The 20,052-nt window shown below is 57.6% G+C and carries 17 protein-coding genes; 10 read left to right on the forward strand and 7 right to left on the reverse strand.

The genetic code is table 11. The annotated features are described in order from the left end of the window. Positions 1-5: 5 nt before the first annotated feature. From pip to lexA, 7 genes are all read left to right on the forward strand, one after another. Positions 6-968 (forward strand): prolyl aminopeptidase, encoded by a 963-nt coding sequence (gene pip, locus INR77_RS10340; RefSeq protein ID WP_223070982.1) that lies wholly within the window; start codon positions 6-8, stop codon positions 966-968. Continuing rightward, complete coding sequence (locus tag INR77_RS10345) at positions 965-1,573, forward strand: aminodeoxychorismate/anthranilate synthase component II (protein WP_223070983.1); 609 nt, start codon at positions 965-967, stop codon at positions 1,571-1,573. The genes pip and INR77_RS10345 overlap by 4 nt, the downstream gene beginning before the upstream one ends. Continuing rightward, a complete protein-coding gene (gene trpD, locus INR77_RS10350) occupies positions 1,570-2,562 on the forward strand; it encodes an anthranilate phosphoribosyltransferase (RefSeq protein ID WP_223070984.1) in 993 nt (330 codons plus the stop codon). Before INR77_RS10345 ends, trpD begins: the two co-directional genes overlap by 4 nt. Continuing rightward, on the forward strand, positions 2,562-3,350 hold the full coding sequence (trpC, locus tag INR77_RS10355) for an indole-3-glycerol phosphate synthase TrpC (RefSeq protein WP_223070985.1): 789 nt from the start codon (positions 2,562-2,564) through the stop codon (positions 3,348-3,350). Before trpD ends, trpC begins: the two co-directional genes overlap by 1 nt. Positions 3,351-3,522: 172 nt before the next feature. Next, positions 3,523-3,996 (forward strand): cyclic pyranopterin monophosphate synthase MoaC, encoded by a 474-nt coding sequence (gene moaC, locus INR77_RS10360; RefSeq protein WP_223070986.1) that lies wholly within the window; start codon positions 3,523-3,525, stop codon positions 3,994-3,996. Then, positions 3,997-5,202, forward strand: a complete 1,206-nt coding sequence (locus INR77_RS10365; RefSeq protein WP_223070987.1) for a molybdopterin molybdotransferase MoeA — start codon at positions 3,997-3,999, stop codon at positions 5,200-5,202. Positions 5,203-5,407: 205 nt separating this feature from the next. Next, positions 5,408-6,109, forward strand: coding sequence for a transcriptional repressor LexA (lexA, locus tag INR77_RS10370; RefSeq protein WP_223070988.1), 702 nt, complete (start codon positions 5,408-5,410; stop codon positions 6,107-6,109). A gap of 29 nt (positions 6,110-6,138) precedes the next feature. Here lexA and INR77_RS10375 read toward each other — a convergent pair whose 3' ends face one another. After that, positions 6,139-8,421, reverse strand: a complete 2,283-nt coding sequence (locus INR77_RS10375; protein ID WP_255573733.1) for a ComEC/Rec2 family competence protein — start codon at positions 8,419-8,421, stop codon at positions 6,139-6,141. Positions 8,422-8,491: 70 nt separating this feature from the next. On the opposite strand from INR77_RS10375, the gene gltX reads away from it, so the two are divergent. Continuing rightward, positions 8,492-9,922, forward strand: coding sequence for a glutamate--tRNA ligase (gene gltX / locus INR77_RS10380; protein WP_223070989.1), 1,431 nt, complete (start codon positions 8,492-8,494; stop codon positions 9,920-9,922). 46 nt (positions 9,923-9,968) lie between these two features. Next, a complete protein-coding gene (locus INR77_RS10385; RefSeq protein WP_223070990.1) occupies positions 9,969-11,258 on the forward strand; it encodes a citrate synthase in 1,290 nt (429 codons plus the stop codon). Between the two features lie 57 nt (positions 11,259-11,315). Here INR77_RS10385 and INR77_RS10390 read toward each other — a convergent pair whose 3' ends face one another. The 4 genes from INR77_RS10390 to INR77_RS10405 form a co-directional block, all read right to left on the reverse strand. Continuing rightward, positions 11,316-12,758, reverse strand: coding sequence for a sensor histidine kinase KdpD (locus tag INR77_RS10390; RefSeq protein ID WP_223070991.1), 1,443 nt, complete (start codon positions 12,756-12,758; stop codon positions 11,316-11,318). After that, a complete protein-coding gene (locus tag INR77_RS10395) occupies positions 12,755-13,696 on the reverse strand; it encodes a hypothetical protein (protein ID WP_223070992.1) in 942 nt (313 codons plus the stop codon). The genes INR77_RS10390 and INR77_RS10395 overlap by 4 nt, the downstream gene beginning before the upstream one ends. 81 nt (positions 13,697-13,777) lie before the next feature. Beyond that, entirely contained in the window at positions 13,778-14,998 is a 1,221-nt protein-coding gene (locus tag INR77_RS10400; RefSeq protein ID WP_223070993.1) for a hypothetical protein, read from the reverse strand. A 100-nt stretch (positions 14,999-15,098) separates the two neighbouring features. After that, positions 15,099-15,416: an Hpt domain-containing protein gene (locus INR77_RS10405; RefSeq protein ID WP_223070994.1), complete on the reverse strand. Its 318-nt coding sequence runs from the start codon at positions 15,414-15,416 to the stop codon at positions 15,099-15,101. Between the two features lie 72 nt (positions 15,417-15,488). Here INR77_RS10405 and INR77_RS10410 point away from each other — a divergent pair, with 72 nt between their 5' ends. Next, the gene (locus INR77_RS10410) at positions 15,489-18,059 is read left to right on the forward strand and encodes an ATPase (RefSeq protein ID WP_255573735.1); all 2,571 of its coding nucleotides are present in this window, start codon (positions 15,489-15,491) and stop codon (positions 18,057-18,059) included. A 15-nt stretch (positions 18,060-18,074) separates the two neighbouring features. Here the strand turns inward: INR77_RS10410 and INR77_RS10415 are convergent, their stop codons facing one another. Both INR77_RS10415 and INR77_RS10420 read right to left on the reverse strand, forming a co-directional pair. Further along, a complete protein-coding gene (locus tag INR77_RS10415; protein WP_223070995.1) occupies positions 18,075-18,359 on the reverse strand; it encodes a DUF1467 family protein in 285 nt (94 codons plus the stop codon). Beyond that, positions 18,359-20,023, reverse strand: a complete 1,665-nt coding sequence (locus INR77_RS10420) for a ribonuclease J (RefSeq protein WP_223070996.1) — start codon at positions 20,021-20,023, stop codon at positions 18,359-18,361. Before INR77_RS10420 ends, INR77_RS10415 begins: the two co-directional genes overlap by 1 nt. Between the last annotated feature and the right edge of the window lie 29 nt (positions 20,024-20,052).

Consider the following 20,052-nt stretch of genomic DNA (forward strand, 5'->3'; position numbering starts at 1 on the left):
GCAATATGCTGTCATACGATCGCACCCTCTACCCGGAGATTGAGCCTTATGAGACGGGCTTTCTCGATGTGGGCGAAGGTCACTCGCTTTATTACGAGCGTGTCGGCACACCGGGCGCGAAACCTGCTGTTTTCCTTCACGGTGGGCCGGGTGGCGGTATGTCGCCCGATCACCGTCGGCAATGGGACCCGGTCAAGTACGACGTGCTGCTGTTTGATCAACGTGGCTGCGGCAAATCGACACCTTTTGCCGAGATTGAGAACAACGACACATGGCGCATCGTTGCCGATATTGAGCGACTTCGCGAAATGTGCGGGCATGAGGCATGGCAGGCGTTCGGCGGCTCTTGGGGCTCGACCCTTGCGCTTGCCTATGCGCAAAAGCATCCAGAGCGCGTCACAGAACTGGTGCTGCGCGGCGTGTTTCTGGCGCGTCAGGCGGAAAAGCAATGGCTCTATTCCTACGGAGCAAGCGAGATTTTCCCTGAACAGTGGGACCGTTTTACCGGCCTTATTCCAGAAGATGAGCGCGGCGATATGGTCGCCGCTTATCACAAGCGTTTGACGTGTGATGATGAGGTAGAACGGCTTGCGGCAGCCAAGGAATGGGCTTCGTGGGAGGGGACGGTGATTACCGTTCTGCCCAACCCTGAGCTTTTGACTGACTTCGTCTCGCCGGAAAGCGCCCTGCCCTTTGCCCGGATTTGTGCGCGTTTCTTCCTCGAAGATTTCTATCTTGAAGAAGCGCAATTGCTGCGCGACGTCGATAAAATTGCTCATATCCCCACAATCATCGTGCAAGGCCGCCACGATGTCTGCACTCCGCCGCGTTCGGCGTGGGACTTGAAAAAGGCAATGCCATCGGCAGAGCTTTGGATCGTCGATGATGGCGGTCACACGGCGAGCGAGCCGGGTCTGGTCGATGGCCTCGTGCGCGCGACCGACAAGTTTGCGGGAAATCCAGCATGAGCCAAATTCTCGTCATCGACAATTACGACAGCTTCACCTTCAATCTGGTCCATTACCTGATGGAGCTTGGGGCCGATATTCGCGTGGAGCGCAATGATGTCCTGACGGCGAGCGAGGCTTTGGCCACCAATGCGAACGGATTTCTCATTTCGCCTGGACCATGCACTCCGAACGAGGCGGGCGTGAGCCTTGATCTGGTCGCTGCTTGCGCGGATGCGGGCAAGCCGCTTATGGGAGTTTGCCTTGGTCACCAGGCCATTGGTCAGCACTTCGGCGGGACAGTCACGCGCGGCGGGCTTATGCACGGCAAGACTTCTCCGGTGACACACGATGGGACGGGCCTCTTCGAGGGGCTCCCCAGCCCCTATACCGCGACGCGCTACCACAGCCTTGAGGTCGTAGATGTGCCCGACTGCCTGATCGCCAATGCCCACGCCGAAACGCCCGGCGAAGACCACCCTAGCGTTATGGGTTTCCGGCATGAGAGCCTGCCGATCCACTCGGTGCAGTACCACCCGGAAAGCATTGCGACCGAGCATGGCCATGCGCTGCTTGCTAACTTCTTGCGCATTTGCGGAATTGAGCCAGAGGATGTGCCAAAATGACCTCCCTGCCCCTTGATGCTCCTGTCCTCACCCGCTCTGAGGCTGATGAAGTCTTCGCAAATATCCTCGACCTGAAAGTCAGCGCTGGGGAGATCGAAGCGTTTCTGATTGCCTTGTCGGCACGCGGTGAAACCGCGGTGGAAATCGCCGCTGCGGCGCAAGCGATGCGCGAGCGGGTCAATGGCATCACCGCGCCTGATGGCGCGGTCGATTGCTGCGGTACCGGCGGCGATGGGCAGCACACGCTCAATGTCTCCACCGCCGTCAGCCTGGTCGTCGCGGCTTGCGGAGTGCCCGTCGCCAAACACGGCAACCGCGCCGCTTCGTCCAAGTCGGGCGCTGCCGATACCTTGGAGGCGTTGGGCCTCGATATGGAGGCAGCCGTGCGCTGCGCGGAAAAGACCCTGCATGAGATTGGCATCGGCTTTCTGTTTGCCCGGGTCCACCACCCGGCGCTTGGGCCCATTGCGCCCATTCGCGAGAAGATCGGCAAGCGTACGATCTTCAACCTGCTTGGCCCCCTCACCAATCCCGCCGGCGTGCGCACCCAGCTTATCGGTCTTGCCAGCCCTGACCTCGTGCCCACGTATGCCGAGGCAAAGGCAAGCCTAGATCAGGAGCGCTGCTTTATCGTTTCAGGCGATGAAGGGCTCGACGAACTCAGTCTTGCAGGCGACAACACTCTTGCTGATGTGAGCGAGGGGAAAGTCACCATGCGCCGCGTCAATGCAAGCGTCATCGGCGTTCCCAATGCCCCGCTCGAAGCCATTCGCGGCGACGATGCGCAGTACAATGCGGCTGCCCTCACAAGGCTCCTTGATGGCGAAAAGAGCGCCTATCGCGATGCAGTGCTCTTGAATGCAGCGGGCACTTTGCTTGTCGCGGGCAAAACCGAGGACTGGCAAGAGGGCGCTAGCCTCGCTGCCGAAGCGATTGATAACGGGGCTGCCAAGCAACTCCTCGCCAAATGGATTGAACTCACGGTCTGATGAACAAGCTTGAAGAAATCTGCGCGAACAAGCGCGAGGAAGTCGCGGACCGCAAAGCCGCCACCACCAACGCCGCGCTTCAAACCGCCGCGAGCGAGCAATCGCCTCCGCGCGGGTTCGAGGCTGCCCTGCGCGCCAAGGTCGAAACCGGCTTTGCCCTGATCGCAGAGGTCAAGAAGGCAAGCCCGTCCAAAGGCCTCATCCGCCCCGACTTCCGCCCCGCAGACCATGCGCGCGACTATGAAGCGGGGGGTGCCGCCTGCCTCAGCGTTCTGACCGATGCGCCTTATTTTCAGGGCCATGAGGATTATCTCGTCGAAGCGCGCAATGCTTGCGCCCTCCCTGTGCTGCGTAAAGATTTCATGGTCGATCCGTGGCAGTGTCTTGAGGCGCGGAGCATCGGCGCGGATGCAATCCTCATTATCGTTGCAGCACTCGACAATGTGCAAATGGCCGAGATCGAAGCCGCCGCGCTCGAACACGCGATGGATGTGCTTGTCGAGGTCCACGATGAAGAGGAGATGGAGCGCGCTTCAACCCACCTCAAATCAAAGCTCGTCGGGGTCAATAACCGCGACCTCAAGACCTTCACCACCTCGCTTGCCACTACCGAACGGCTCGCCCCGCTTGCTCCAGACGGTGCGCTGTTGGTGGGTGAGAGCGGCATTGCGACCCATGCAGATTGTGAGCGGCTTGCACAAAGCGGTGTACGCACATTCCTTGTTGGCGAAAGCCTGATGAGAGCAGATGACGTAGCGGCTGCGACCCGCGCGCTTTTGCAAGGGTAAAATCCTCCATAGTATCCTACATCATCCAAATCTGGCATAACGCCCGCATGACCGAGCAAGCGCCCTCATTTCAATCGATTAAGGCGATCAGACGCCTTTTTATTGGTCAATCTGATTTCAACTCCTGGACAGTGTCTCAAGTGTCTCAAATCTCCAACATCGAGAGCGCAGCATGACCCGGCTTACCCACCTTGGCGAAGATGGCGCGGCGCATATGGTCGATGTGGGCGGCAAAGCGGAAACCCACCGCGTCGCCATTGCGAGCGGCTCGATTTCAATGTCGGACAAGGCTCTAAAAGCAATTCGCGAAGGTAACGCTCCGAAAGGCGATGTCCTAGGCACGGCCCGCATCGCCGGAATCATGGCAGCCAAGCGCACCGGCGAGTTGATCCCGCTATGCCACCCGCTGGGATTGGAAGCGGTAACGATTGAGTTCGCTTTTGAAGAAAGCGGCATCCGCGCCACCGCCAGTGCCTCTCTTACCGGTAAAACCGGGGTCGAAATGGAAGCGATGGTGGCTGTCTCTACTGCGCTCCTCACGATCTACGATATGGCCAAGGCAATCGATAAAGGCATGGTAATCAGCGAGGTGCGTCTTATCGAGAAACGCGGCGGCAAATCGGGCACTTGGAAGGCGGAAGACTAAGTGGCCAGCTGGCTCGACCTAGCCGAGGCACAGGCGCAGCTGCTCGCGCTCGCGCCAAAGATGGCAAGCGAGCAGGTCGCGGTAGAAGGTGCTTTGGGACGCGTTCTGGCAGGCAATGTTAACGCTGCCCGCACACAGCCGCCCGCTGATCTATCTGCGATGGATGGTTATGCGATTGCGGGCGATGGGCCGTGGCGCATTGTCGGAGAAAGCCGTGCCGGAGCACCGTTTGGCGGCGCTTTGGGTCCGGGCGAAGCCGTGCGCATATCCACTGGCGCGCATATGCCAGCGGGCGGTGAGAGTGTTCTGATCCAGGAAAACGCCGTGCGCAACGGCGACCGCTTGAGCGCCGATGCCACTCCCGAGGCGGGACGCCACATCCGCCGCCAAGGCTTTGATTATTGCAAGGGTGATACTTTGCTCGGCGAGGGCGCTGTGCTTGGCCCCGGTCAAATCGCGCTCGCTATCGCTGGCGGCCATGCGACAGTGCCGGTTGCCAAGCGTCCCAAAGTGGCAGTGCTTGATAGCGGGGACGAACTTGCAAGCGACCCTGCGCACGTCCGCGATGACCAAATCCCCGCGAGCAATGGCACGATGATCGCCGCCATGCTCACGCCGCTAGTGGGCACAGTTGAGCGGATCGGTCCGGTTGCCGACGACATGGGCGCAATGGCGAATGCCTTAGGGCGCGCAAGTGACTGCGACATCCTCATCACCTCTGGCGGTGCGTCGGTGGGCGACCACGATCTTGTGCAAGATGCCCTTCGGGAATGGGGCTGCGAGATCGCGTTCTGGAAGGTAGCGATCAAGCCGGGCAAGCCTTTGATGGTTGCCACCCGCGAGGCCGAAGGCCGCCACCAAATTGTTCTGGGTCTGCCGGGCAATCCGGTTTCAAGTTTTGTGACCGCCTACCTCTTTGCCCTACCCTTGATGCGCGCGTCGATGGGGATCGAAGCGCCCTTGCCCTCGCCCCAAACGCGCGTTGCCGGGGAGGCCTTCCCCGCTGGCGGGCCGCGCCGCGAGTTTGTGCGCGCGATCAGCGATGGCGAGAAAGTAGTGAGTGCAGCATCCCAGGACTCAAGTGCGCTTGGTTCGCTGGCTATCTCCAATTGCTTGGTCGAACGCGAACCAAATGCACCTGAAGTGGCAATAGGCGAGCCAATCACTGTGTATAGCCTCCAAAACGGCGGTTTTGCGGGCGTTTAGTCACCTCACGCGCTTGACTTGCCGAATCAAGTTGCCTATTCGTTCCTCATTCGTTCGCCATATCGGTCGAACGGTTAGTGTTCTGTATCGCACCTGTTCCGCTTCTGCGTTCGGTGCCTCTGGGAATGCGCGAATTTGGCACTGTGTCGGTGCAGCTCAAGGCGGCTGTGCTGTCACGCGAGAGTGCGGCTGATGGAGTTTGCCCATGCTTACGGCAAAGCAACACGAACTGATTCGTTTCATTCAGCAGCGGCTGGAAGAAACCGGAATTTCGCCCAGTTTTGAAGAAATGAAAGAAGCGCTCGATTTGAAAAGCAAATCGGGTGTCCACCGCTTGATCTCCGCTCTTGAAGAGCGCGGCTTTATCCGGCGTCTGCCCAATCGGGCGCGCGCTTTGGAAGTGATCAAGAACCCCGAAGATTCAACGCCTATTCCGCGCGCTGCGCCTTCGGTTTCTGCGGCGGCCAATGACACGGTTATTGGCGCTGGTGCTGCTCCTAAAGCGGCTCCGGAACCGGCCAATGACGTGATCGACATCCCGCTCCACGGCAGGATCGCGGCCGGTGCTCCAATCGAAGCGCTTGAAGGCCAAAGCTCGCTTCCTGTGCCAGCGGCCCTGCTTGGACCGGGAGAGCATTATGCGCTCGAAGTCTCTGGCGATTCGATGATCGAAGCTGGCATCTTCGATGGGGACTTTGCGCTTGTCCGCCGGACGAACACTGCTCGCGATGGGGAAATTGTCGTGGCGTTGGTGCGCGGCGAGGAGGCGACGCTCAAGTATCTCCACAAGGATGGGGGACTGGTGCGCCTCGACCCTGCCAACGCAAGCTATGACCCGCAGGTCTATGGCCCCGATGAGGTTGAGGTTCAGGGTAAGCTTGCAGGACTTTTGCGGCGTTATCATTGATCGGTGTGGCGCACGGGGGGCGGTAACTCTTACCCTTCCCCGGCGCGCCACCATCCATGCTCGCCTTGTGATGCAGCGACGGTGGTGATGCGTTCATTCGCAAGGTCTAGCGCCAGCCCTCCGCTTTGCTGGAGGAACCGGCGATCGGCCTTAAGCCATCGAGGCGAGCAAGAACGCGGTAAGAAGCGATCGGCAACAACGATGTCGGCTTGCTCGCACGCAGCGGCAAGCGCGCGCTCTTCGATCATCTCGCGGTTGCGAGCAAGCAGAAGCGTCCAATTCCGTCCACCGCGTTCTAAAACGATAGTGCAGAACTCAGGTGAGCACCTCGCCCCCTCCCACTGCGCAAGCGGGATCGGCTCACTCGTGACGCTAGACAATTCAAGCAGGTTGTCGCGCGAATAGGATGAGCGGCTGTCACGCAGAGAAAGCAAGCGGCGATCACCATGCTCATCAGTTATGGTAATGCCAACGTGACGCCCATCTCTTCCGATCAAAACATCGGGGATGGGCGTTGCAAGAAGAAGGAAAGTGGCAATCGCAGCAGGTACGAAGCCAAACAAACGCGCCCTGCCCGACCACAAGGCAAGCCAAAGGCCGCCGATAACAAACAGGGCGATGGCAAGACCGCTCATCTGCGGCATCAGCTTCACCGCGCCGGGCTGGGCTGATGTGAAATGAGCAATTGCCAGAAGCAGATTGAGTGACTTCTCGGTGAGCCACCAGAACGGTGCACCAAGACCGATCCAATCAAAAAGCAGACCCAGAGCGATTAGCGGCATGGATACAAACGTCACCAGCGGAATGGCAAAGACATTGGCTAGCGCTCCATACAATCCGGCCCGATGGAAATGGAACAGAACGATCGGCATAAGAGCAATTTCAATCACCAGACCAGTTACAAAAAGCATCGCAACCCCGCGCCCGATCCTTGCCAGATAGCTCTCCTCTCTAGGGGCCATAAACGCTTTTACAGGCTCGCTGGAATGGAGGGCGACAATGGCAAGAACCGCAGCAAAGCTCATTTGAAAACTGGGACCCACGACGCTCTCTGGCCATAGAAAAAGGACGAAAACCGCTGCCATTGCGACCATTCTGAGGGACAGCGCCTCTCTCCCGGTCGCCAGTGCGAACAATACGAGCATGGCGGCGGCACAAGCGCGCACTGTGGGAACTTGCGCACCGGTCAGCAATGTATAGCTGATCCCTGCAATCGCTCCAACACCGGCTGCAATGACAGGCAAGCGAACCCGAAGCGCAAGGCCGGGAGACAGCGCAAGCAATTTGATCGCGAGCAAATAGGCCCCTGCAATGACCGCACTGACATGAAGCCCGCTAATCGCAAGCAAATGGGTGAGCCCGGCATCGCGCATGGCATCGCTGTCGCTTTCTGAGATTGCTCCGCGATCACCGCTTGCAAAAGCAGCGGCAATCGTGCCGGCCGAGCCTCCCACATTGTCCCGGACATGGGAAGAAAGCCACCGCTGAGCCCGGGCAACAAGGCCATCGCCTTCCCCTGCTTTCACCACCTCAATCGGGCCCATAACGCTGCCAGTGCCCGAGAGCCCCTTGAACCAGGCAGCCCGGGCAAAGTCATAAGAACCCGGCAGCATCGGGCTTGCAGGTGGCATCAGCCTTACCCGCATTTTGACAATCGCGCCTTCGACAAGCACGCTCGCCCAATCGCCGGACCCGTGGCGAAGCTTGGCTTGCTCCACTTCCTCCAGCGGAACATTCACACGGATCTTGCGGCTCTGCGCGCTTGTCGCATCGCGCACGGCAAGAACAAGGCGAATACGCTGTTGCGAGGGTTGATCTTCACGCGACAGGATATAGCCCTGAACACGCTCAACGCTGGGTCGTTCTATCGCCGCTGCGCCTACGAGTTCAGAGCGGAACCAGACGACCGAGACACCCGCTGCGAACACAAGAGCGCAAGCGATTACTGCGGTGCGCAGGTGATCGCGCCGGTCATTGTCACGCCACGCAGCCAGAGCTATTCCAGCGATGATAAGGCTTAATCCGATCACACTGGCCCATGCCCAAGGTGCGTCAAGGCCGAACCAGGTTAGAATGCCGCAAGCAAAAATGACTGCCAGCCACGGTGCCCGGTCAAATCCTGCGTGGCTCAGGAATTGTTCGAGATTGTCCGCAATCGCATTCCAAATGCTGGACAAGCCGCCCCCCCTTTGCCAGAGGCGCGGCATACGCTTTGCATCAGAAGCAGATGGAGGCGAAGTGGGGGGTGTTCCCGCGCTGGCAGGTTCGCCCGCCGGGCTGTCTCCCATTGGAATGATTGGCGCATCGGCCATGTATTACCGCCCCTCCCCATTTGGGTTGGCTAGCAGTAGTATGCGACAAATGAACAGGAATTGATAGTCGATGGTGAGCGAAACAGACAGAAGCGCAAGCAAAGCGCAAGTTGTAACGCGGTTTGCCCCCTCTCCGACGGGTTTTCTTCATATTGGCGGCGCACGCACGGCCCTTTTTAATTGGCTTTATGCGCGGCGTCACGGCGGAAAAGCGCTTCTGCGCATCGAAGACACCGATAAGAAGCGTTCTACGCAAGAGGCAATTGATGCCATCTTTGATGGCCTTGATTGGCTTGGCCTCGATTATGACGAAGAGCCGGTGTTCCAGTCGACACGCGCCGCGCGTCATGCCGAAATCGCCAATCAATTGCTTGAGGCAGGCCATGCTTACAAGTGCTTTGCAACGCCTGAAGAACTTGAAGAAATGCGTGCCCTGCAGCGCGCCAATAAAGAGCCGCTTCGCTACGACGGTCGCTGGCGTGATCGTGATCCGTCTGAGGCTCCGGAAGGAGCGCCATTCACCGTGCGCCTCAAGACACCGACCGAGGGCGAAACTACGATTGCCGACGAGGTACAAGGCGAGGTTTCAGTCAAGAATGAAGAACTGGACGATTACATCATCCTTCGCGCCGACGGTACGCCGACCTATATGCTTGCAGTCGTGGTCGATGACCATGACATGGGCGTCACCCATGTAATCCGCGGCGATGACCATTTGAATAATGCCTTCCGCCAACTCCCGATTTACCGCGCGATGGATGCGATCGAAGGCGGTTGGCCAGACCCGGTCTATGCGCACGTACCCCTGATCCACGGGCAAGACGGAGGCAAGTTGTCCAAGCGCCATGGGGCCTTGGGCGCAGAAACCTATCGCGACGAGTTTGGTATTCTTCCCGAGGCCTTGTTTAATTACCTCTTGCGGCTTGGTTGGGCACATGGCGACAAAGAAGAATTCACGCGCGAAGAGGCGATTGAAGTGTTCGACATCGCTGGCATCGGCAAAAGCCCTTCGCGGTTTGACCTGAAGAAACTCGAAAATCTGAACGGCCATTACATCCGCGAGGCTGATGATGCACGGCTTGCACCACTTGTTGCAAAACGCATCGGAGATGATGCGGATTTAGAGCTTCTGACAAAAGCCATGCCGGTCCTTAAACCGCGCGCTAAGACCCTTGATGAACTGGCTGAAAGCGCTGGGTTTCTCTTTGCAAAACTGCCGCTTGAGATGACTGAGAAAGCAGCAAAATTTCTCGATGACGACGGCAGAGCGCGTCTTCGACTAATTTCTAACGCATTTTCGGCAGAAAATGACTGGACAATGGAGACTCTCGAAGCCACTACGAAGGCGCTCGCTGAGGACCTGGATCTGGGATTTGGCAAGCTGGCGCAGCCAATGCGTGCTGCTCTGACTGGGACGACAAATTCGCCTGGAATTTTTGACGTGCTTGTCCTTCTGGGACGGGACGAATCCTTGGCTCGCATCGACGCGCAAGCGGCGTGAACGGCGCGAGCGAGCAAGGACAACAGATTGACTGACTAGGAGACTCATGGTGGCTGATAAGCAAGCGACGCTCGGACTTGGCGGTGCGACTAGCGAATTCCCCGTGCTGAAAGGAAGCACAGGGCCCGACGTAATCGATATCCGCAAGCTTTACGGAGAAACTGGTGCCTTCACCTTCGATCCCGGTTATAAGTCAACGGCGAGCTGCGAAAGTGCCCTGACCTATATTGACGGGCAGGAAGGCGTCCTTCTTCATCGCGGCTACCCCATCGGTCAGCTTGCTGAACATTCAAGCTTCATGGAAGTGAGCTATCTGCTGCTTAACGGCGAGCTGCCTAAAGCGGACGAGCTTGCAAACTTTGAAAACACCATCACCCGTCACACCATGCTGCATGAGCAGTTGATGACGTTTTACCGTGGTTTCCGCCGCGATGCGCACCCCATGGCGATCATGTGCGGCGTAGTGGGCGCGCTTTCGGCATTCTACCATGACAGCACCGACATCTCCGATCCAGAACACCGCAAAATTTCATCGCACCGCCTGATTGCAAAGATGCCGACTATTGCGGCGATGGCGTATAAATATGCGGTCGGTCAGCCTTTCCTTTATCCAGATAACTCATTGTCTTACACAGGAAATTTCCTGCGCATGACCTTTGGCGTTCCGGCTGAAGAATATGAAGTTCACCCGGCAATCGAAAAGGCGATGGACCGGATCTTCATCCTCCACGCTGATCATGAGCAGAACGCATCGACCTCGACGGTGCGCTTGGCTGGTTCTTCGGGCGCGAACCCGTTTGCGTGTATCGCAGCGGGCATCGCCTGCCTTTGGGGCCCTGCTCACGGTGGCGCCAACGAAGCGGCTCTCAATATGCTGCAAGAAATCGGCACACCGGACCGCATCCCGCACTATATCGAGCGTGCGAAGGACAAGAACGATCCGTTCCGTCTGATGGGCTTTGGTCACCGGGTTTACAAAAACTATGACCCGCGCGCGACGGTGATGCAGAAAACACTTCGTGAGGTGTTTGAAGCGCTCAAAACCACCGATCCCGTGTTTGAAACCGCGCTCAAACTCGAAGAAATCGCACTCAACGACGATTACTTCAAAGAGAAGAAGCTGTTCCCGAACGTCGATTTCTACTCTGGCATCATCCTCAGCTCAATCGGCTTCCCGACCACTATGTTCACTGCGCTCTTTGCGCTGGCCCGTACCGTCGGCTGGGTCGCACAGTGGAATGAAATGATCTCTGATCCAGGTCAGGTTATTGGCCGTCCGCGCCAGCTCTACACTGGCCCGACACAGCGCGATTACGTCCCTGTCGACAAGCGCTGATCTAAACAGGCAAATGAATTTAATAAACGCGGTCCGTTGCTTTTGCGGGCCGCGTTTTTATTGCCCTGACGATTTGGGAAGGGTGAGCTTGAATTCTGCGCCCACAAGGTCGTCGTCGCGCACCGGTTGAAGCACTTCAAGATCACCGCCCATCGCAAGGGCGAGCTTGCGCGAGATATAAAGACCAAGGCCCGAGCCATTATCATTGCCGCCATCACTGTCGCGGCCAAGCCTTTCGAATTTCTCGAAAATCTTGCTTGATTGCTCCGGTGTTACGCCCGGTCCCTGATCGATCACGCTCAGGCTGATCGTATCGTTTGCATTCTCCCATGCGGTCACTGTCACATGGCTGGCAACGGGCGAATAAGCGATCGCATTGCCGATAAGATTGATGAGAATTTGAAGAACCCGCCGGAACTCAGCGATCGCATAAAGTGGCTCGTCAGCCCCCTCTACCGAAACGCTGATTTCGCGCGCGGATGCTCGCACGCCCAGAATTCCGGCAGCCCGCTTGGCAATATCGCGCACGTCAACGCGATCCTTGGAAGTGGTGAAACCGGGTGCTTCGACGACCTCCAGATCGGCCAGATCGTCAAGCATTCCGGCGAGATGTTGTCCTGCTGCCGCGATATTGGCCGCATATTCGCTGTATTCGTCGCGCAATGGTCCTGCGAGCCGCGCACGGATGGTTTCAGCATTGGCGACAATACGCGCAATGGGTTGGCGCAGCACTGGGGTGAGCGCGCTGCCAATGAGGCGCGAGTGCTCAGTCTCAGTCTCAGTCTCAGCGGCTGTGTCATGCACCGGCTCTGCTAAACTCAGCGGCTCCAGCGCGATCAGCAGCAGCTCAAAACCTTGCAGGTCATTGGCAGAAGGTCCGATTGGAAGCATCCTCACCCGCCAATTGCGCGGCGATCCCGGAACGCGCGCCTTGGCTCCGTCAAGCAATCGCCAATGTAAAGGCTGCTCATGAGCCACTCCCTCCAATGCAATGTATTCACTCCACATTTTTCCAGGAGACTGCTCTATCGCCTGAGCCAGAGCCTTTGCATCCTCGCTATACGAAGACAGCGTTTGCAGCATTTGTTTTGCATCAAGGTGGGCGCAAATTTCAGCGGCGGCGCGGTCTGCGGCATCGAGCCACTGTGTCATCTGGCGGCCGCTTGCCTCAAGGTAAGGAACGCTGAGCCAATTTTCGATCAGTATCTCGCAGCCACCGATCGCCTCGCTGGCATCCCCTTCTACGGTTTCAAGCGGATGAATACGGGCAAAGCCTGAGATGACCTCCTCGCCATCCAGCGCGCTGAAAGGACGCGCGATGCGAAGGCCGCATTCACGGCACTCGCGGACAAGGTCCAGCAATTCGGGGATCGCAAGCGTGCCAGATATTCGGCCACCGCAAGCCTCCTGCAACTCAGCAAGAGGCTCATCAGCGCTAATCAGACGATCACGATCATCGGTCATGCCGCGTGCAACAACAAGAGATTGATGCTGGTTCATTGCCGCGCTGCCTCGAGCGGATGCGCAGCGAGGAGGTCTTGCGCATGGGATTGCGACATTGTTTCGATGCTTACGGGATGCTGCTTACTCCCGCCCAAAAGCGCAGTCTGACGCGCGGATGTCTCGGCGCTCAAACCAGCAGCCCTGAGCATCACTGCGAGGCGAACCGTTTGGCTTTCATGGCACGCAAACACCGCTTGTTCCCGATCCACCGGAAGCAGCGCAGCACAAGAGCTCGCAAAAAGCGCAAGTCCTGCATGAGACAAGTCAAGGCCGGCAATCGCTCCGCCGCGCATAGTAGACACGAGCCGGGTCAGAAGACCGACACGATTGGTTGCCTCATCAAAGCTGCGTTTAAGCCCGGCAATTGCCCTGCTATCGAGCGCGATACTGGTGTCACTCGCGGCTTGCTCCCCATGTTCAAGAACACCTAAGAACACGTCGAAGGGAAGCTCTTTTAAGGGTAATTCCATGCGCGCATGGCTGAGGCTGAAGCGCGATTGAGCCGCCAGAACATTGATAGCCAGCTCTGCGATTGACGGATTGTCCGATGCGATAAGCTCTTGCAAAAGAGGGCTGAGAACAGGGTCGATGGCGCATCGCTCACTCAGGTTCTTGGCGATCGCGCCCTCAAGCGTTGTCGCAAAAAGGTGGTCGATGATCGCCGCATCGCCTGCCAGACGGTTCGAGACAGACTTGTGCATCTCGCGCTGCCTTAGCTGGCCGATTCCCCCGTCAATCATCTGCTCAAGCAATTGTCGCGCGATATGATCGAGCTTGCCCCGTAATCCGGCGAGGATAGCATCGCTGAAAAGGCTTGGGCCATCGCTATCAAGCAAATGGGCGATGACAGGCGCAACAGATGCGCGCGCACGGGTGCCACGCGCAAGCTCTTCCCGAAGGAAGCCGTCCGCATTTGCAGACTGAGATCTATCCATGGTCACTTTGCCCATCACGTAGCCCATACAGGCACGTGGTTAACCTTGCGTTAGCTTAAACTCTCAAAAGCTGCGCATTGTCTATTGTTTCTTCGACAAAAGAGCCAATTGTGCAAGCGCTGCGAGGCTAAAGGCGATCACGCTCTCCTGTAAAAAACCCAAACCCGCAGCGAGCGCGAACAGCACCAAATGGAGCGGCGTATCGCGCCAGAACGCGCTCAACCCGGCATGGCGATTCCGTCCGGCGATGAGTGGAAGGACGATTGCAAAGACCGGTAGCGAGGCCCTTAAAAGCAAATCTTCTTGCGTTGAATTGGAAAGCACCAGCGTGAGGATAGCAAGGAACCCCATCGCAATTGGTAGTCCTCTGCGCAAAATCGTTCCGCCGCCCGTGGCCCAACTTGCGTTTTGCCCACCACCTCCCAGCGCGCTACGCATCTCCTGAGCATTCCAAACGATCATTGCTGCAAACGCCGCCAAGCCTGCTACGAACAGTCCTGTCACCGCAAAGCCTGTCCCGGCAAGGCCTGCTCCAATCACGCCAAGGCCCAGCGCACCAAGCCCGCTGACTTCAGGTGCAGACTGTAGCCAGAAAGGCGCGCTCCGGCTCACGCTCAGGCTCGCCAGAGCGTTGACCGGCCCACTCCACTGCGGAACAGGAACGCTCCCTCCCAACAGCGTCGCCTCGCAGCGTTTCAGCGCGGCCTCATTCGATGCAAGCAACCAACCGTCATTTTCGAGGTATTCTGCGGGCAAAGCACGGCGTGGGGTCCGCTCTTGCAAGGCGAGCCGCAAAAGAAGCGAAAACGCGTCTCCATAGCCAGGTAAATCGCCAAGGCCCCGAACGCATTTGCCTGAAATCATGGCGAGCCCTGCCCAGTGATGGTCGCGATCAATGCGCTCAAAGTCATCAGGGTACGAAACGCTCAAAGCGTGGCTTGCCGGCAGTGTGTAAAGCGCGTGCCGATCCTCGCCATTGCCATCCATCAATTCAAGCGCAGCCTCACTCGATACAAACAGACCATCGAGCAAAAGCAGAACGTCGTCCTCATCCCGGACAAGGCTTGGTAATTGAAGCGGGCCGCGAGCCGTGTGGAAGGCCAGCCCAGCTGCCTCTACCCGCTGTTGTTGCGCAATTATTACAGGGGATGGCGCATCACACAGGCAAATCACGCGCTCACAATCTAGTGTGAGAGCCAAATCGACCTGCCAATCTAGCAAGGCGCGACCCGCAAACGCTTTATTCGCTCGCAAATCCCCGTCAGCGGTTCGTTTAAGCGCAGAGATAAGCGCGGTGCGCAAAGCCAGTCTCCCAAATCATGCAAACCCTGGCTAAGCGTCCAAAGCCCGTCGCATCAAGCGTTCGGGACTTGGTCTTTCCACTAATTTGCGATGACCGGGGTCAAAATTTTAATGAATTCTTGCCGCTAAAGCGAGCGAGCACGCGCTCAATCTCACGCACGGCCATGGGCTCACCCGGTGCGCAGTTGAGTGCATTGTCCGCAGCATCGAGAAGTTCTTGCGCATGGAAGCTTGCCGCCAGCCCTTTCAACCGATGCGCTGCAACGTTCCAATTGCCATCGCAACGCGATCGCTTGAGCAGGTCGAGGTGCTTTTCTGCGCTCTGCAAGAACGCATGGCGCAACTCGCCCAGCAGAGCTGCATTATCACCTGCAGCCGCAGCCAAAGTCGCATCAAGAGCTCCGTTTTCATTAGCCATGGCCGAGACGCTTAGCCGATATCGAGTTAATGTGGGGTTTATCCTTTGCGCACCTGTGGTATTTAATCGCCTATGGCAGGTGGGAAACATATCCGCGCAGTCAGCCAAGAGGCTGAAAATAAGGCGCAAAATGGTAGTGACGCAGTCGCGGAAAACGGCGAAGGCGTTGATCTGAATGACGCATTGGCGAGCGGCGAGCCGCTTGAATTGACTGAAATTGAGTATGAGGAGGATTATCAAGCCCTCCACTCGTCGCAAAATTTCGCATGGCTTGCCCCTGTCCTTGCCATCCTTGCAGCGGTGGCATGGACCGCCTTTTATGGCTGGGCGATGCAGGCCGAAATTCTAGCCGCCACCACACAGCCTGCCGCGTGGGTCGCGTTGCTGGTGGATGGGTCCGTCCCGCTTCTTCTGGTTGGGGTGGCATGGTTGCTTGCGATGCGCAATTCGCAAGCCGAGGCGCGCCGGTTCGCTTCAAGCGCGGCGCTCCTTTCGCAAGAAAGCCGTGAGCTTGAAGACCGGCTTACCGTGGTCAACAGAGAGCTTAGCCTTGCGCGCGAATTTTTGAGCGCACAATCGCTTGAGCTTGAATCGCTTGGCCGCGTGGCGAGCGAACGCATCTCTACCCATGCCGGCACCTTACAGGAATTGATCAAGAACAACGGTGCGCAGGTTGAAGCCATCGGCAGCGCAAGCGAAAGCGCGCTCGCCAATATGAAGCGGCTACGCGATGACCTGCCTGTTGTCGCAAATTCGGCCCGTGATGTATCCAATCAGGTCGGCTCCGCCGGGCGCACAGCACAAGAGCAACTGGACAAGCTCGTCACAGGGTTTGAACGGCTCAACCAATTCGGCAAGGCCAGTGAAACTCAGGTCGCATCGTTTGAAAGCGAAGTGAGCGCCATTCTTGAACGCTTTCAAGCGCAGATTGAGACGATCGAAACGACCGCTGGTGCACGCCTTGCGGCTTTGAAAGACAGTACCGAGAGCTATCGCAGCGACGTTTCAGAAGCTGAAGATGCAGCCCTTGCCGCTTTGAAAGAGCGGACCGGGCTACTGCAATCCGAGACGAAAACCTTAAGTGACGAGCTTCGCGCGGCGGAAGAAAAAGCAATGGAGCAATTGGCTGCTTCCAAAGAGCGTTTTACAGCACAAATGACGGCCGCGATTGAGCGCCTCGATGAAACTGATGCAAAAGCGATCGCAAAGGCGCAGGAGCGCGTCGATCAGTTGAACGCCAATGTCGCTTTGTTCACCGAACAGCTTGCGACGCGTGATCGTCAGTTTAACGAACAGGTCGCTCAGGTTCAGGAGCGCTTCTCAACCAATGAAGCACAAGCCAGCGAAGTTCTGGCACAGCGCCTTTCGGACCTCGACGATGCCTTGGCTGAGCGCCGTGATGCGCATCTGGCCGAGGCTGAAAAGCTGGAGAAGCATAGCACTGTAATCGCTGAGCAAATGGAACGCCTGACCGAACTCTTGTCGACCGCCGGTGATCAGGGCGAAACCACGCGTGAGGCCTTGGCTGCAGGCCTAGAGGCGCTTGATGCACAGCTCGAAGACAAGCGCGCGAAACTGCGTGAAACCGAGGCAGAAATCGCCAATCTCACCGAAAGTGGGGTCCGTCTGCTTGAGATCATCCAGTCAAGCGCAAGGTTCAGCCGCGAGGACTTGCCAGAAGCGATGCAGACAGCGCTTGGGACACTCACTGGTGTAGAAGAGCGCGCGCAGGAAGTCTCAACCCTGATGCTGGACACCAATGAGAAAGCGGATGCTCTCACGGCCTATCTCGTTGAAGCTCGCGCCAAGGTCGATGATAACGGCACTTCGATTGAAGCGCTTCATACCAAGGTCAAAGAGCAGTCTGAAGAGGCTCTGGCCAAGATCAATGGTTTGCGCAGTGGTTTGGCGGAATTGGCGCAGGCCAGCGAAACCTTGTCAGGCGAAACGCAGGATCATCTGCGCGCAAGCATTGCCAAACTCGAAGAAGCCACACGCGGCGTTTTTGACACTCTTGAAAAAGGCGCAGGCGAAAAAGTGGATGCTGTCGCCAAAAGCCTGTCAGAACGCGCCGTCGCTGAACTTGAACATTCTCTTCGCAATAATTCAGCAGAAGCAGCTGGTAAACTTGAACAGGCAGCCGCCCATGCTTCAGGCGTAAGCCGTGAGGCCACCGCTCACTTGCGCGATCAACTCGCTAAAGTGAACGAACTCACTATCAACCTTGAACAGCGCATTGCCCGTGCACGCGAATTGGCCGAAGAGCAGGTCAACAACGACTTTTCACGGCGGATGGCGCTCATCACTGATAGCCTCAATTCCTCTGCCATCGATATTACAACAGCGCTGTCCCAAGACGTGTCAGAGAGCGCGTGGGATGCCTATCTCAGGGGTGAGCGCGGGATTTTCACCCGCCGCGCAGTGCGCCTCATCGACACGACAGAAGCGCGCGAAATCGCCGAGCTTTATCAGAGTGATGATGAGTTCAAGGCTAATGTCAGCCGTTATATTCACGACTTTGAAGCGATGTTGCGCTCGGTGCTATCGACCCGCGATGGCAAGGTGCTTGGCGTAACGGTACTGGGCTCTGACGTGGGCAAACTCTACGTAGCACTTGCACAGGCAATTGAGCGTCTGCGCTAAATTTATGCTTCGCGCTTACCGTGAAAGATTCTCAGGTGGCTTTGGCAGAATGTCGAGGTCACTCGCACCAATCCACCCATATTCATAATTGAGCACAAACAGGCTCGTGAGCACGATGGCAATCAGCGTTGCGCGGACCAACAATTTGCCCGGCCTGAACTGCGCCGGGGCGCTTTCTGCCTGGCCTGGGACCAGCGCCTCTCCCGCCTCTTCAGACGTGCGCACGCCAAAAGGCAGCATGATAAAGGCGCTCATCACCCAGATCAGGAAATAAATCGCAAGGATCGACGTCCACTGCATCAGCTCGGCTCTCCCTTAAGGCCCGGCATGAGCACGCGAACCTGCGGGTTCTTGCCAGACCATCTGCGCGCAGCACGGCGAGCAGCAAGACGCGCAGCCTCATGCACGGCACTCGGATCGCTTGCATCGCGGCCCTTGAGCCGTCCGATGGCTTTCAGGATATCCTCGCGTGTTTCTTCAATGAACTCAGGCATATCCTCATCAAGGGGCAGACCGATAGCCTCGATCAAAGGCGCTTCTCCGCGTGCGAGCACGACGATGACGATGCCTTCAAATGACACGCGGCGACGGGTGTTAACCGCATCACCATCTGCGGGAGAAATTATGTCGCCATCAAGCACCAGTCGCCCGTTGCGCACTTCGGCGATCTTCCCGGGCTCACCGGGGGCAAGCCGCACGATATCACCATTGGATTGCACGACATTGTGCGCGATGCCGCGCTCTTTGCCGAGCCGCGCCTGCTCCTGCATATGCCGCATTTCACCGTGCACTGGCACGAGCACTTCGGGACGCAGCCAGCTATAAAGCGCTTCCAATTCAGGGCGTCCGGGGTGGCCGGAGACGTGGATGAAGCTCTGTCGATCGGTAATCATCTCGATCCCGCGCGCGGCCAATTGGTTCTGCATCTTGCCCACCGCAATCTCATTTCCGGGAATAAGACGCGAGGAGAACAGGATCACGTCACCGGGTACGAGTTCCAGTGGGTGGTTGTCATCAGCAATCCGGGCAAGAGCAGCGCGTGGTTCGCCCTGACCGCCAGTTGCGAGGATCATGACTTCTCCGCGTGGCAAGCGCATGGCGGTGTCAAAATCTACAGGCGTTGGAAAGTCTTCGAGATAACCATTGTCCTGCGCCACTTCGAGGATGCGGTCAATCGAACGACCCGCTACGCACACTTGCCGCCCTGTTTCGCGCGCTACTTCGCCCAATGTTTGAAGCCGCGCAACATTGCTGGCAAAAGTTGTGACAAGCACGCGTTTGCCCTTATGCTTTGCGACCTCTTCCATGAGGCCCTTGTGCACCGCGCCTTCGGAACCCGATGGGTTGGGATTGAAGACATTGGTGCTATCACAAACAAGCGCAAGCACGCCCTCGTCACCGATAGCACGAAGCTCTTCTTCAGTGGTGGGCTCGCCGATGATCGGATCTTCGTCGAGCTTCCAATCGCCCGTATGGAACACACGTCCATACGGCGTGTCTATCAGAAGCGCATTGCCTTCTGCGATTGAGTGAGCGAGCGGGAGATACGTGACGCTGAAAGGTCCGATGTCGATCTGGCCGTGGTCTTCTTCGATGATGTTCAGTTCAACCTGACCCAAAAGCCCCGCTTCTTCGAGCTTTCGCGCAACAAGATCCGCCGTGAATGGCGTCGCGTATAAAGGCACGCCAAGCTCGCCTGCGAAATATGGCACCGCCCCGATATGGTCCTCATGCGCATGGGTGAGAACGATGCCGAGCAGGTCTTTAGTGCGCTCCTCGATGAACTCAAGATCGGCAAAGACAAGGTCCACGCCGGGATACTCGCCGCCTGAAAAGGTCATGCCAAGATCGACCATCAACCATTTGCCCTCGCATCCATAAAGGTTGACGTTCATGCCGATTTCGCCCGAACCGCCAAGGGCCAGGAACAGAAGTTCGTTTTCGGGGGTGTAGTTCTTTTTCACGCGTACATATCGTTTTCTTTACAGGGAGT

Source organism: Erythrobacter sp. SCSIO 43205 (assembly GCF_019904235.1).
Classification (GTDB): Bacteria; Pseudomonadota; Alphaproteobacteria; order Sphingomonadales; family Sphingomonadaceae; genus Erythrobacter.

Coding starts and splice junctions, on each gene's coding strand:
- lexA (WP_223070988.1), top strand. CDS start 5,408: ATGCTTACGGCAAAGCAACACGAACTGATTCGTTTCATTCAGCAGCGG.
- moaC (WP_223070986.1), top strand. CDS start 3,523: ATGACCCGGCTTACCCACCTTGGCGAAGATGGCGCGGCGCATATGGTC.
- INR77_RS10395 (WP_223070992.1), bottom strand. CDS start 13,696: ATGGATAGATCTCAGTCTGCAAATGCGGACGGCTTCCTTCGGGAAGAG.
- trpC (WP_223070985.1), top strand. CDS start 2,562: ATGAACAAGCTTGAAGAAATCTGCGCGAACAAGCGCGAGGAAGTCGCG.
- INR77_RS10385 (WP_223070990.1), top strand. CDS start 9,969: ATGGTGGCTGATAAGCAAGCGACGCTCGGACTTGGCGGTGCGACTAGC.
- INR77_RS10345 (WP_223070983.1), top strand. CDS start 965: ATGAGCCAAATTCTCGTCATCGACAATTACGACAGCTTCACCTTCAAT.
- pip (WP_223070982.1), top strand. CDS start 6: ATGCTGTCATACGATCGCACCCTCTACCCGGAGATTGAGCCTTATGAG.
- INR77_RS10405 (WP_223070994.1), bottom strand. CDS start 15,416: ATGGCTAATGAAAACGGAGCTCTTGATGCGACTTTGGCTGCGGCTGCA.
- trpD (WP_223070984.1), top strand. CDS start 1,570: ATGACCTCCCTGCCCCTTGATGCTCCTGTCCTCACCCGCTCTGAGGCT.
- INR77_RS10410 (WP_255573735.1), top strand. CDS start 15,489: ATGGCAGGTGGGAAACATATCCGCGCAGTCAGCCAAGAGGCTGAAAAT.
- INR77_RS10415 (WP_223070995.1), bottom strand. CDS start 18,359: ATGCAGTGGACGTCGATCCTTGCGATTTATTTCCTGATCTGGGTGATG.
- INR77_RS10375 (WP_255573733.1), bottom strand. CDS start 8,421: ATGGCCGATGCGCCAATCATTCCAATGGGAGACAGCCCGGCGGGCGAA.
- gltX (WP_223070989.1), top strand. CDS start 8,492: ATGGTGAGCGAAACAGACAGAAGCGCAAGCAAAGCGCAAGTTGTAACG.
- INR77_RS10390 (WP_223070991.1), bottom strand. CDS start 12,758: ATGAACCAGCATCAATCTCTTGTTGTTGCACGCGGCATGACCGATGAT.